At 71.3% G+C, this 12,277-nt stretch carries 11 protein-coding genes and 1 pseudogene; 1 reads left to right on the top strand and 11 read right to left on the bottom strand.

Annotated elements, in window-relative coordinates; all coding sequences use genetic code 11:
* Positions 1-6: 6 nt before the first annotated feature.
* From BLV72_RS27275 to BLV72_RS27265, 3 genes and pseudogenes are all read right to left on the bottom strand, one after another.
* Positions 7-920 (bottom strand): annotated as a pseudogene (locus BLV72_RS27275) (glutamate ABC transporter substrate-binding protein).
* 16 nt (positions 921-936) lie between these two features.
* Positions 937-1,683, bottom strand: coding sequence for an amino acid ABC transporter ATP-binding protein (locus BLV72_RS27270; protein ID WP_093465506.1), 747 nt, complete (start codon positions 1,681-1,683; stop codon positions 937-939).
* A 185-nt stretch (positions 1,684-1,868) separates the two neighbouring features.
* Positions 1,869-2,309, bottom strand: coding sequence for a DUF6278 family protein (locus BLV72_RS27265; protein WP_093465503.1), 441 nt, complete (start codon positions 2,307-2,309; stop codon positions 1,869-1,871).
* A gap of 206 nt (positions 2,310-2,515) precedes the next feature.
* Here BLV72_RS27265 and BLV72_RS27260 point away from each other — a divergent pair, with 206 nt between their 5' ends.
* Positions 2,516-4,342, top strand: coding sequence for an SGNH/GDSL hydrolase family protein (locus tag BLV72_RS27260; protein WP_093465502.1), 1,827 nt, complete (start codon positions 2,516-2,518; stop codon positions 4,340-4,342).
* 84 nt (positions 4,343-4,426) lie between these two features.
* On the opposite strand, the gene BLV72_RS27255 is transcribed toward BLV72_RS27260, so the two are convergent.
* The 8 genes from BLV72_RS27255 to BLV72_RS27220 all read right to left on the bottom strand — a co-directional run bounded on the left by BLV72_RS27255 (position 4,427) and on the right by BLV72_RS27220 (position 12,248).
* Complete coding sequence (locus tag BLV72_RS27255; protein WP_093465500.1) at positions 4,427-5,206, bottom strand: exodeoxyribonuclease III; 780 nt, start codon at positions 5,204-5,206, stop codon at positions 4,427-4,429.
* 76 nt (positions 5,207-5,282) lie between these two features.
* Positions 5,283-5,930 (bottom strand): MBL fold metallo-hydrolase, encoded by a 648-nt coding sequence (locus BLV72_RS27250; protein ID WP_093470571.1) that lies wholly within the window; start codon positions 5,928-5,930, stop codon positions 5,283-5,285.
* Between the two features lie 87 nt (positions 5,931-6,017).
* Positions 6,018-7,304 carry a bifunctional 3-oxoadipate enol-lactonase/4-carboxymuconolactone decarboxylase PcaDC gene (gene pcaDC / locus BLV72_RS27245; RefSeq protein ID WP_093465499.1) on the bottom strand — a complete coding sequence of 429 codons (1,287 nt, stop codon included), beginning with the start codon at positions 7,302-7,304 and terminating at the stop codon, positions 6,018-6,020.
* Positions 7,305-7,369: 65 nt separating this feature from the next.
* On the bottom strand, positions 7,370-7,999 hold the full coding sequence (locus BLV72_RS27240) for a hypothetical protein (RefSeq protein ID WP_244320987.1): 630 nt from the start codon (positions 7,997-7,999) through the stop codon (positions 7,370-7,372).
* On the bottom strand, positions 7,996-9,150 hold the full coding sequence (locus BLV72_RS27235; RefSeq protein WP_059141815.1) for an ROK family glucokinase: 1,155 nt from the start codon (positions 9,148-9,150) through the stop codon (positions 7,996-7,998). The genes BLV72_RS27240 and BLV72_RS27235 overlap by 4 nt, the downstream gene beginning before the upstream one ends.
* A gap of 226 nt (positions 9,151-9,376) precedes the next feature.
* Positions 9,377-10,216, bottom strand: coding sequence for an ATP-binding cassette domain-containing protein (locus BLV72_RS27230; protein ID WP_093465497.1), 840 nt, complete (start codon positions 10,214-10,216; stop codon positions 9,377-9,379).
* Positions 10,213-11,262, bottom strand: coding sequence for an ABC transporter permease (locus BLV72_RS27225; RefSeq protein WP_093465496.1), 1,050 nt, complete (start codon positions 11,260-11,262; stop codon positions 10,213-10,215). The genes BLV72_RS27230 and BLV72_RS27225 overlap by 4 nt, the downstream gene beginning before the upstream one ends.
* Positions 11,259-12,248: a sugar ABC transporter substrate-binding protein gene (locus BLV72_RS27220; RefSeq protein WP_093465494.1), complete on the bottom strand. Its 990-nt coding sequence runs from the start codon at positions 12,246-12,248 to the stop codon at positions 11,259-11,261. The genes BLV72_RS27225 and BLV72_RS27220 overlap by 4 nt, the downstream gene beginning before the upstream one ends.
* Positions 12,249-12,277: the final 29 nt, after the last annotated feature.

Genomic DNA, 12,277 nt, shown 5'->3' with positions numbered 1-12,277 from the left:
GGGCCTTCAGCCGGTGCGGTAGCGGTCGATGGGGGGCGGCTTGGGGGCGGGCACACCGGAGAGGCCGAGGGTCGCCTCGTACGCCTTCCTCCAGTTGCCGTTGCGCTCATGGACCTGGATCGCGTCGTCCAGCGCGAAGCGCAGCGCGTTGTCCCGCTTGGGCACACCGATGCCGTACGGCTCCTTGGAGAAGGGCCGGCCCACCACCTTCAGCTCCTCGGGGGCCTTGGCCGCGTAGCCGAGCAGGATGGTGTTGTCGGTGGTCACCGCGTCGACCTGGAAGCTGAGCAGATTGTCCACGCACACCGAGTACGTGTCGTACGCGACCGCGCGGGCCTTGGGGTAGTCGGCCTCGATGCGCTGCAGCGGGGTCGAGCCGGCCACCGAGCAGACCGTCCTGCCCGCGAGGTCGGCGGGGCCGTGGATGTCGTCCTCGTCGGTGCGCACCAGCAGCGACTGTCCGGCCATGAAGTACGGCCCGGCGAAGCCGACCAGCCGTTTGCGCAGCGGATTGATGGTGTAGGTGCCGACGTAGAAGTCGATCTGGCCGCTCTGCAGCGCGGTCTCGCGGTTGGCGGAGGCGATGGTCTGAAACCGGATGGTCTTCGGGGGAAGCCGAGGGAGGCGGACATCATGCGGGCGATCTCGATGTCGAAACCGGAGTAGCGGCCGGTGGCCGGGTCCCGCTCGCCCAGATAGGGCTGGTCCTCCTTGACCCCGACGGTGAGATGGCCGCGGCGCTCGGCCCGGCGCCAGGTGGGCGAGGAGGGCAGCCGGAAGCCGGTCGCCACCTTGTAGGTGGGCAGCTTCTCGGCGCGGGGTCCCTTGGCGGGCGGGCTGCCCTCCTTGCCGCAGCCGGCCATGAGCAGCAGGGCCAGGGCCGTTGCGAGGGCGGCGGTCGCGCGGCGCAGACGCCTCATGTCCGTCATCACCGGCTCAGTGCTTGAGGATCTTGGACAGGAAGTCCTTGGCCCGCTCGCTCTCCGGGGCACTGAAGAACTCCTCCGGCGGACGGTCCTCGACGATCCGGCCGTCGGCCATGAAGACCACCCGGTTCGCGGCGGAGCGGGCGAAGCCCATCTCATGGGTGACGACGACCATCGTCATCCCTTCCTGGGCGAGCTGGCGCATCACCTCCAGCACCTCGTTGATCATCTCCGGGTCGAGGGCGGAGGTCGGCTCGTCGAAGAGCATCACCTGCGGATCCATCGCCAGCGCGCGGGCGATGGCCACCCGCTGCTGCTGGCCGCCGGAGAGCTGGGCGGGGAACTTCCCGGCCTGGTCGGCGAGTCCCACCCGGTCCAGCAGCTCCAGGGCGCGCCGCTCGGCGTCCTGCTTCCCGCGGCGGCGGACCTTGGTCTGACCGAGCATCACATTGGCCACCACGGTCCGGTGGGCGAAGAGGTTGAACGACTGGAAGACCATGCCGACCTCGGCCCGCAGCCGCGCCAGCTCCTTGCCCTCCGCGGGCAGCGGCCGGCCGTCGACGACGATGGAGCCGGACTGGACGGTCTCCAGCCGGTTGATGGTCCGGATCAGGGTGGACTTGCCGCCGCCGGACGGGCCGATGATCACGACCACTTCGCCGCGTCCGACGGTGAGCTCGATGTCCCGCAGAACGTGCAGCGCGCCGAAGTGCTTGTTGACGCCGTGCAGCTCGATCAACGGCTCACCGACGGCCATGCCCGGCCCCACCCACCTTCCGCTGTGTCCCGGTCAGCGCAAGCTATCCGGGCAATCGCGGAGTATCGGGTACGGACACGCATCGATGGGCGGATACCGCCCAACAGGGTCTACGGGGTGTCGGCCCCGCCGGGGCTCCGCCCGGGACCCCGCTCCTCAAACGCCGGAGGGGCTGGATACCCCCCCTACGCCTCGGCGACCTCTGCATAGCGCCGGGAGAGTTCGGGGGCGCCGTCGGCGGCCCACTGCTGGCCTGCCTCCACGACGTCGACCTCCCGGCCGGAGGCCAGCAGGACGACGGGCCGGCCGTTGGGCCACACCTGCCAGACGGCCCCGGGGACGGTGCGGACGATGACCGTGCCGAGGTAGAGACCGGCGTCGTTACCGAGCCAGGGGAGCTCGTCCGGGTCGTCGCGCCAGCGCGGCGCCATCTGGTCCAGTGCCTCCAGGGAGGCTGTCGAGTCATCAAGTCCGATGCCCGCGGCCGCGGCCCGCGCGCGCAGCAGTTCGCATTCGGAGAGCAGTTGGGCGACGCCCTGGGGATCCTCCTCCTGGGCGCCCATCAGGGCCGTGCCCGAGGCGGGGCCGCGTCGCTTGCGCCAGTTGCCCAAGAAGGAGATGTTCATACGACTCAGCGTGGCATCCGCGCCACCGGCGCACCACAGGGCGCGCGGTGTGAGCTGTGACCCGATGCTGGGAGGGCGGCGCGTACGCGGCGCGACGCGGCGCGAGACGTGACCCGTTGCTTGTCTTGACGACACCCAACCGTCTTTCTACGTTCTTCCCGCGCCTGTCGAATCACCGGTCAGGTTGGTTGCGAGAGGGGACACTTATGCGCGTCGCGAGACCCTGGACAGCCGCCGGGATCGTCGCGGGAGGTGTCACTCTCGCACTCCTCGCGCCTTCCTCCGCCGCATCGGCCGGCGTGCCGACCCAGGCGACCCGGCCGACCCAGAAGCCGCTCCCTTTGGAGCGGCTTTTCGACAACCGGGCGGTCAGCGATGACGCCCGGCCGGGTGACGCCGACTTCGACGGCGCGGGCGCCTCGCTCTCCGCACAGGATCTGCGGGCCGCCGGCTGGACCCCGGGGCGTGACATCGCCCTGGACGCGGCGCGGCTGACCTGGCCGAGGAGTGCGGGGGCACGGCCCGACAACGTGATCGCCGATGGACAGGCGGTGCGGCTGCGCGGGCGGGGCGAGGCGCTGACCTTGCTGGTGGCGAGCAGTTCACCGGACGGGCCCGGCGCCGGGGCGAGCGGGGTCGGCACGGTGCGCTACCGGGACGGGTCGAGCCGTCCGTACACGCTGAGCGCGCCGGACTGGCGGGCGGGCCCCGCCGCCACCAAGGCCGTCGGGCTCCCCCATCTCAACACCGCCGCCGGGCAGCGGCAGGAGACGGCCCGGCTGTACGCGGTGACGGTGCCGCTGGAGCGCGGCCGGGATGTCGCGTCGGTGGTGCTGCCGAGGGATCCGGGCCCGGCGGCCGATCTCCATGTCTTCGCCGCGTCGCTGCGCCAGCCCGCGGACGGCTGGACGGGGAGCTGGGCGGCGAGCACCGCCGGGTACACCAAGGTCGGGCCGTGGACCGACCAGACGCTGCGGCTGGTGGTGCACACCAGCGCGGGCGGGCCGAGGGCCCGGGTCCGGCTGGAGAACACCTTCGCCGCAACGCCCGTGGAGATCGGCCATGCGACGGTCGCGCTCCAGGCGGGCGGCGCGGCGGCGCAGGGCGCACCGGTGCCGCTGACCTTCGGCGGGCGGCCGGGGACGTCGGTCCCCGCGGGTGCGCAGGTGTTCAGCGATCCGGTGGACTTCCCGGTTCCGGCGGACGCCAATCTGCTGGTGAGCATTCATCTGCCGGGTCCGGTCGGGGCGGTGCCGGTGCACAGCCAGGCCACCCAGCGGTCGTATCTGAGCGCGGCGGGCAGCGGTGACCGGACCGCTGAGCCGGGCGCCGAGTCCTATACCGGCACCCTCACCACCTGGCCGTTTCTGACCGGGATCGATGTGCGGGGCGGGCCGGGTTCGGTGGTGGCGCTCGGCGACTCGATCACCGACGGCACCAAGTCCACCAATGACGCCAACCGCCGCTGGCCCGATGTGCTCTCGCGCCGGCTGCGCGGCCAGTCCGAGATCCCGGCGTACGGCGTGCTCAACGCGGGCATCTCCGCCAACCGCGTGGTCGCCGACCGCTATCCGGGCGAAGGCGTCTCCACGGACACCGGCGGGGTCAGCGCACAGCACCGGCTGGAGCGGGATGTGCTCGCCCAGACCGGGGCCCGTACGGTCGTCGTCTTCCAGGGCATCAACGATCTGCGCTGGGGGAGCTCGGCCGAGGAGCTGATCGCGGGGCTGCGGTCGCTCGCGGCGCGCATGCATGAGCGCGGGCTGCGGGTGGTCGGGGCGACCATCGCCCCGTGCGAGGGCGAGTCGCTGTGCACGGCGGACGCGGACGCGCGGCGCTCGGCCGTCAACGCCTTCCTCCGGGACAGCGGCGGGGCCTTCGACGCCGTGCTGGACTTCGACGCGGTGGTGCGGGACCCCGAGCATCCGGCGCGGATCCTGCCCGCCTACGACAGCGGGGACCATCTGCACCCGGGGGACGCGGGGTTGCGGGCGATGGCGGACTCGATCGACCTGCGGAAGCTGGTGGGGTAAGGGGCGCGTCGGGGGCTCCCGCGTCAGGGGACGCCTCGGGGGGCTCCCGTGTCAGGGGGCTCCCCGTACAGCGCGTCCCCCGGGTCACACCTCCAGGTCGACGACGACCGGGGCGTGGTCGGAGGCGCCCTTGCCCTTGCGCTCCTCGCGGTCCACATACGCGTCGCCGACCGCCTTGGCGAACACCTCATTGCCGTAGACCAGGTCGATCCGCATACCCCGGTTCTTGGGGAAGCCCAGCTCCCGGTAGTCCCAGTAGGTGAAGGGGCGGTCGTACTTCAGCGGCCGCGGCACCACGTCCGACAGCCCCGCCTCGCGCAGCGCCGCCAGGGCCTCGCGCTCCAGGTCGGTCACATGGGTCAGCCCGTCGAAGGCGGACCTGTCCCAGACGTCCTCGTCGGTCGGCGCCACATTGAAGTCGCCGAGGACCGCGAAGGGGCGCTCACCGGCCGCGTCCCCGGCGACGGTCGTGCGCAGCGCCTCCAGCCAGCGGAGCTTGTAGTCGTAGTGGGGGTGGCCGATCTCCCGGCCGTTGGGCACATAGACCGACCAGAGGCGGACCGGGCCGCAGGTGGCGCCTATCGCCCGCGGCTCCTGGCCGCCGTCGTACTCCGGGCCGCCGGGGAGGCCCACGGTGACGTCCGTGAGACCGGCCTTGGAGATCAGCGCCACTCCGTTCCACCGCCCGGTGGCGTTGACCGCGGCCTCGTAGCCGAGCTCGCGCAGCGGCTCGTGGGGAAAGGCGGACTCGGCGCACTTGGTCTCCTGGACGCACAGGACGTCCGTGCCGCTGCTCTCCAGCCAGGCGAGCAGCCGGGGCAGCCGGGCGGTGATCGAATTGACGTTCCAGGTCGCGATGCGCATAGGGGACAACCTACATCCCGGCTATGACAGCTCCGCCCGGCCCGCACAGGGCGCCGCTCCTCGCGAGCCCCGGCCCTCAGAGGGTGAGGGATTCGCCCGGTGCCAGCCGCAGGTGCTCGGCGCCGCCCGTGCCCGGTCCGTCGGGGCCGAGCATGCGGCCGTAGACCATGTGCGCGAGGTCGGACAGCAGGGCGTCGTGGACGTCGACGGCCCGGCGCGGGTCGACCGCGCGGACGTAGTCGAGGACCTCGGCGAGCTTGTTCCAGGGGGCGTGCACCGGCAGCATCAGCGTGTCCACCTGCCGCCCGGCGGGCACGGTGAGCGCGTCGCCTGGGTGGAAGAGCGTGCCGTCCACCAGATAGCCCACATTGGTGATCCGCGGGATGTCGGGGTGGATGACGGCGTGCAGCTGGCCGTGCACCTCGATGTCGAATCCGGCGGCGGTGAAGGTGTCGCCCTCCCCGACGGTGTGCACCCGCCCGGGGAACGCCGCCGAGATCTGGCCGGAGACGCTGGAGAGCGTCCAGATGTGGGCGGCGGGGTTGGCGTCGAGCGCGGTGCGCAGCCGCTCCTCGTTGAAGTGGTCGAAGTGCTCGTGGGTGACCAGGATCGCGTCCGCGCCGACCGCGGCGTCCTCTTCGCTGAAGGCCCCGGGGTCGATGACGAGCGCCTGCCCGTCCTTCTCGATCCGGACGCAGGCATGGCCCTTCTTGGTGAGCTTCATGGAGATCATTGTGCTACCGGGACCTCCCTGGCCGTACTCAGCGGGTCGCAGGAAGTCGTGACGCATCGCAGCACTTCCGGCGGAGCGCTAGCCCTCCGGGCTTGTCTCCTCGCGGATGATCCGCTGGGCCACGGCGAAGGCGGAGTTCGCGGTCGGCACCCCGCAGTAGACGCCGGTGTGCAGCAGCACCTCCTTGATCTCGGTGGGGGTCAGCCCGTTGCGCAGCGCGGCGCGGGTGTGGAAGGCGAGTTCGTCGAGGTGGCCGCGGGCGGCGAGGGCGGTGAGGGTGACCACGCTGCGGGTGCGCCGGTCGATGCCGGGCCGGGTCCACACCTCGCCCCAGGCGTAGCGGGTGATGAAGTCCTGGAAGTCGCCGGTGAACTCGTCGGTCAGGGACTGCGCGCGGTCCACATGGGCGTCGCCGAGCACCTCGCGGCGCACCTTGATGCCCTGGTCGTACGCCTCGGAGCGGGCGTCCACCAGCGGCTCGGGCGCATGCTGGCCGTACTCGACGACCTCGGCGCCGGGCGGCATGGGCGAGAGCACGGGCTTGAGCGGGGGCGCGGGGATCGCGGTCATCCCGGTCGGGTGGTCCGGGGACTGCCAGGAGCTGGAGAAGTGGCGCATCAGCAGATCGGTGACGGCCATCGGCTGTTCGACGGGGGTGAGATGGGAGGCGCCGGGGACGAGCGCGAGCCGGGCGTCGGCGATGCCGGCGACCAGGACGCGGGCGTCGGCGGCCGGGGTGACCTGGTCGTCGGCGCCGACCACCACGAGGGTGGGGATGCCGATCCGGCTCAGCTCGGCGCGGATGTCGAAGGCGGCGAGGGCCTCGCAGGCGGCGATGTAGCAGCCGGGGTCGGTGGTGCGGACCATCTGGACGGCCCAGTCGACGATGGCGGGCTGCGAGGCGGCGAAGGCGGGGGTGAACCAGCGCTCGGGGGTGGCGCGGGCGATCGGGTCGAGGCCGTTGGTGCGGACCACGACGCCGCGCTGCCGGAAGGAGTCGGCGGTGCCGAAGCGCGGTGAGGCGGAGACGAGAGCGAGTGAGCCCACTCTCCGGGGATGTCGGAGCGCGAGTTCGGCGCCGATGGCCCCGCCGATCGAGCAGCCCGCGTAGCCGAAGCGCTCGACCTCGAGCTGGTCGAGGGTGGCGAGCAGCCGGGCGGCGAGCTCGGCCACGGAGGGGGCCGGATGGGCGGGCGCACCGCCGTGGCCGGGGAGGTCGAAGCGGAGGACGCGCCAGTGGCGGGACAGCTCGGGTATCTGGCGGTCCCACATATGCCAGGTGGTGCCCAGCGACGGTCCGAGGACGAGCACGGGCCCGTCCTCGGGTCCGTCGGTCCGGTACTGAAGTGTCTTCGTCTCGCTCACCCGAAAACGGTATCCGACAGAGGTGGCGGGGGTTTCGGGCGTGATGCACCCAGGATGTGAAGGACCTACGGAGTGACCGTGGAGACCACGTAAACCTTGGGATGCGCCGGATTGTCGAACTTGACCGTGATCCTCAACTTGGGTTGCGGATCCTTCTGCTTGAGCTCCATTCCCGCCCAGTCGTGACCGGCCTCGCCGACCTGCCAGCCGACCTTCTTCGCCTGGTCGCCGGTGATGGTCACCTTGCCCTTGTCCAGGGCGGAGCGGGCGGTGCCGATCCGGTGCAGGAAGGAGTCGAGTCCGTCGCGGTCCGTGACGAACTGCACGTACAGCGAGCTGACCTTCCAGGAGTTGGTCTCGTAGAACGCGACCTTCTTGGAGTGGGGCGGCACCGGCACGTCGTATATGCGCCGCTGCACCCGGGTCGGATAGCCGGCGCTGAGGCCCTTGGCCGACGCCGCCTCCGCCTTCTCCTCACCGCCGTTGCGGCTCTGGATGGCGGAGATCACCAGATAGCCCGCCGGGATCGCGATCAGCAGGAAGACGATCACGGCCTTGAGCCAGCGGCGGGACGGACGGCCGCCACCGGACGTGGACCCGCCGGACGTGGGGCCACCGGACGTGGGCCCGTCGGGGTGTCTGCCGTCGGCGGCGGGGGGCATCGGGGCGCCGGGGCGCTGCTCGGCGGCGGTCATTCGCGACCTGCCTGACCGCGCGGCGCCAGCCGCAGCGGGGAGGAGGACCCGGCGCGCTCGTACCGCTCGACGCGGCGGCGGTTGGCGCGGCGGAAGCGGCGGGCCACCAGCCGGGCGAGGTCGGCGGCGCCGACCATCCCGGCCTCGGGACCAAGCTGCGCCTTGACGATCCGGGCCTCCGGCCGGTAGCCGCGGCCGGTGAGGGTGCGCCGGAAGGCGTCCCGGGCGGGGCCGATCAGCAGATCGTCGGCGGCGCTGACGCCGCCGCCGATCACGAAGCAGGAGGGGTCGAGGGCGGCGGCGAGATTGGCGATGCCGACGCCGAGCCACTGGCCGATGTCCTGGAGCAGTTCGACGCACATGGCGTCGCCCTGCCGGGCCAGTTCGGTGATCAGCGGCCCGGTGATCTCCTGGATGTTGCCGCCGACCCGGTCGGTGATCCCGTACGCCACCGGCGATTCGGCGGCGGCCAGTTCGCGGGCCTCGCGGACGAGGGCGTTGCCGGAGCTGTACTGCTCCCAGCAGCCGCGGTTGCCACAGGGGCAGCGGTGGCCGGCCGGGACGACCTGCATATGGCCGAACTCCCCCGCGACCCCGTACTTGCCGCGCTTGACCTGGCCGTCCTCCAGGATCGCGCCACCGATTCCGGTGCCGAGGGTGATCATGACGAGATGGTCCTCGCCGCGTCCGGCGCCGAACCGCCACTCCGCCCACGCGGCGGCGTTGGCGTCGTTGTCGACCATGACCGGGACGTCGAGCCGCTCCGCGAGCCGGTCGCGCAGCGGTTCGTTGCGCCAGGACAGATGCGGGGCGAAGAGCACCCGGTTGCGGTCGGCGTCCACCCAGCCCGCGGCGCCGATGCCCACGGCGTGCACATCGTGCCGGTCGGAGAGGTCCAGCACCAGTTCGGTGATGGTGTCCTCGACGACCTTGGGGCTCTTGGACTTGTCCGGGGTCTCGGTGCGCAGCTTCTCGAGGATGGTGCCGTCGGCGTCGACCACCCCGGCCATCACCTTGGTGCCGCCGATGTCGATGCCGACCGTGGGCACCCGGGGCGCGCTGAGATGCGAGCGGCGCTCACGGGTGCCGACGGTCCGCAACACGGTGGCCCGGGCCGAGCCCCGGTGCACTCGTTCGCGGTAGATGCTCATCGGCCGGCCCCCTCGCCGGTGTGGGGGGTACGGTCGCTGCGGGTACGTGCTCGCAAGAGTTCGTCGTCCCTGCGGGGGTATCGGGAGGCCGCGCGGCCTCGGGTGCGTCGGTCGTGGCGGGTGGGGCCCGCCGTGCGATTGTGCCTCACCCGCGCCTCACGCCGCATGGCGAGCCTACGGCGCGCGGCCCGCCAAGGGGCCGGAACACGGCCGTCGGCCCGGCCGCTCAACCCTTGGCGACCCCTTCCGAGAGATCGGGGGCGGGGGTGCGGGCCAGTTCATGGCTGAGCTGTTCCAGCTCGCTGCCGCCCGCCATCTGCCGGGTGAGCTCCTCCAGCGCGATCTCGTCCTTGGCGTGGCTGCCGGCCATGGCGCCGCGCTTGAGCAGCACGAATCGGTCGCCGACGAGATAGGCGTGGTGCGGGTTGTGGGTGATGAGGACCACGCCGAGGCCCGCGTCCCGGGCGGCCGCGACGTACTTGAGCACGACCCCGGACTGCTTGACGCCCAGCGCCGCCGTCGGCTCGTCCAGGATGAGCACCTTCGCGCCGAAGTGGACAGCGCGGGCAATGGCGACGCACTGGCGCTGACCGCCGGAGAGGGTACCGATGGGCTGGTCCACATCGCGCAGATCGATGCCCATGCGCAGCAGTTCACGGTGGGTCGTGGCGCGCATCGCCGCCACGTCCAGGCGCCGGAGCGGCCCGCGGCCCTTGTGGATCTCGGAACCGAGGAAGAAGTTCCGCCACACCGGCATCATCGGGACCACGGCGAGGTCCTGGTAGACCGTGGCGATCCCGCGGTCCAGGGCCTCGCGCGGGGAGCCGAGCCGGGTCTCCTCCCCCTCGATGGTGAAGCTGCCGCCGTCGTGCTGGTGCAGCCCCGCGACGATCTTGATGAGGGTGGACTTGCCCGCGCCGTTGTCACCGAGGACGCAGGTGATCTCCCCGGCGTGCACCTCCAGCGAGACGCCGTCCAGCGCCTGGACGTTGCCGTAGTACTTGCTGATGTCGCCGAGCGCGACCAGAGGCGTCCCGGATGCCCGGGGTATCTGGGACGTACTCATTTACTCTCCTCCGCCCGCTTGCGGACCCACCAGTTGAGCAGCGTGGCGAGCAGCAGCATCGCCCCGAGGAAGAACTTGAACCAGTCGGCGCCCCACTGCGCGTAGACGATGCCCTTGTTGGTCATGCCGAAGATGAACGCGCCGACGGCCGCGCCGACCGCCGAGCCGTAGCCGCCGGTCAGCAGGCAGCCGCCGATGACGGCGGCGATGATGTAGAGCAGCTCATTGCCCACGCCCTCGCCGGACTGGACGACGTCGTAGTTGAACAGCAGATGCTGGCCGGAGATCCAGGCGGCCAGCGCGACGCCCAGATAGAGGCCGATCTTGGTGCGCTCCACCGGTACGCCGACCGCGCGGGCCGCCTCCTTGGCGCCGCCCACCGCGAAGATCCAGTTCCCGGCGCGGGTGCGCAGCAGGATCCAGGTGGCGAGCGCGATCAGGGCGAACCACCACAGGACGGTGACCTGCACCTCGACGTCCCCGATGGCCAGATGCGAGGCGAAGACCTTATGGGCGGAGGGGAAGCCCTCCATGTCGGCGATGCTCTTGGTGGAGACGGTGTCGCTGATCAGCTTGGTGAAGCCGAGGTTGCAGCCCTGGAGGATCAGGAAGGTGCCGAGCGTGATGATGAAGCTCGGCAGATTGGTACGGACCAGCAGATAGCCGTTGAAGAAGCCGATCGCGAGGGTGGCCAGCAGGGACACCCCGGCGCCGACCCATACGTTCGCCGTCATCTGGTACGAGAACATCGACGAGATCAGCGCCGAGCTGGTCACCAGGACGCCGGTCGACAGATCGAACTCGCCGCCGATCATCAGCAGCGCGACCGGCACCGCCATGATCCCGATGGTCGAGGAGGCGTACAGCACGGTGCTGAAGCTGGACCACTGGAGGAAGGCGTCGGCGACGATCGAGAAGAAGACGAAGACGGCGACGGCGCCGACGACCGCGCCCAGCTCCGGCCGCCCCGCGAGCCGGCGCGGCAGCGAGCCGCGCACCGGCTGCCGGCTCGCGAGTTCCTCGACGGGCGGTGCCTCCGCGCTCATCGGGTGCCCCGCTTCGTGTACGACGCGAGCTCGGCGGCGTCGTCCTTGGTGATGATCTGCGGACCGGTCAGCACCGGCCTGCCGCCGCCGAGCACATCGGCGTTGTAGCGGTTGAGCCACAGCAGATCCACGGCCTCATAGCCCTGCAGATACGGCTGCTGGTCCACGGCGAAGCCGAGCGTGCCGTCCTGGAGCGCCGCGGCGACCTTGGCGTTGAGGTCGAAGGTGTCGATCTCGGCCTTGCTGCCCGCCTGGTCGGCGGCCTTGGCGGCGGTGTCCGCGAACGGCGCGCCGAGAGTGAGCACGGTGTCGATGCCCTTGTCCGACTGGAGCTTGGCCTCGATCGAGGACTGCACATCGGGCATGTTGGTGCCCTCGACGTAGATCTTCTCCATCTTGCCCTCGAAGGTCTTGGCCGCGCCGTCGCAGCGCTGCTCATGGCCCACGTTGCCCTGCTCGTGGAGCACGCACAGGGCCTTCTTGCGGTCCCGCTTGTTGAGCTCGTCGCCGACGGCCTCGCCCGCGATGGTCTCGTCCTGGCCGACGTGGGTGAGCGCGCCGAACGCCTTGGACACCTCGGAGCCGGAGTTGACGGTGATCACCGGTATCCCGGCCTTCTGCGCCTTCTTCACCACGGCCTTCATGGCGTCGGGCTTGGCGAGGGTGACGATCAGGCCGTCGACCTTCTGGTCGATGTAGGACTGGACGAGCTGGGACTGCTCCTTGCCCTCCTCGTTGTGGGCGTAGAGGAACCGGATGTTGTCCTTGACCGCGGCCTGCTTGGCGCCGCTCTGGACGATGTCCCAGAAGGTGTCGCCGTCGCCGGAGTGGGTGACCATCGCGAAGGTCCACTTCGGGGTGTTGACCGCCGCCCGCCCCCCGGCGGCCGCCTCCCTCGCGGCCCGCTCCTCGGCACGCTTGCCGCCCGTACTGCTGCAGCCCGCCAACACCGTACCCAGCACCGCCGCCAGCACGGCGGCGGTCATCGCACGTGCCCCTCTCCGCACCTTCGCCA

It is taken from the genome of Streptomyces melanosporofaciens, from assembly GCF_900105695.1.
Taxonomy (GTDB): Bacteria; Actinomycetota; Actinomycetes; order Streptomycetales; family Streptomycetaceae; genus Streptomyces; species Streptomyces antimycoticus.
This window is presented reverse-complemented; position numbering and strand designations above follow the sequence as displayed.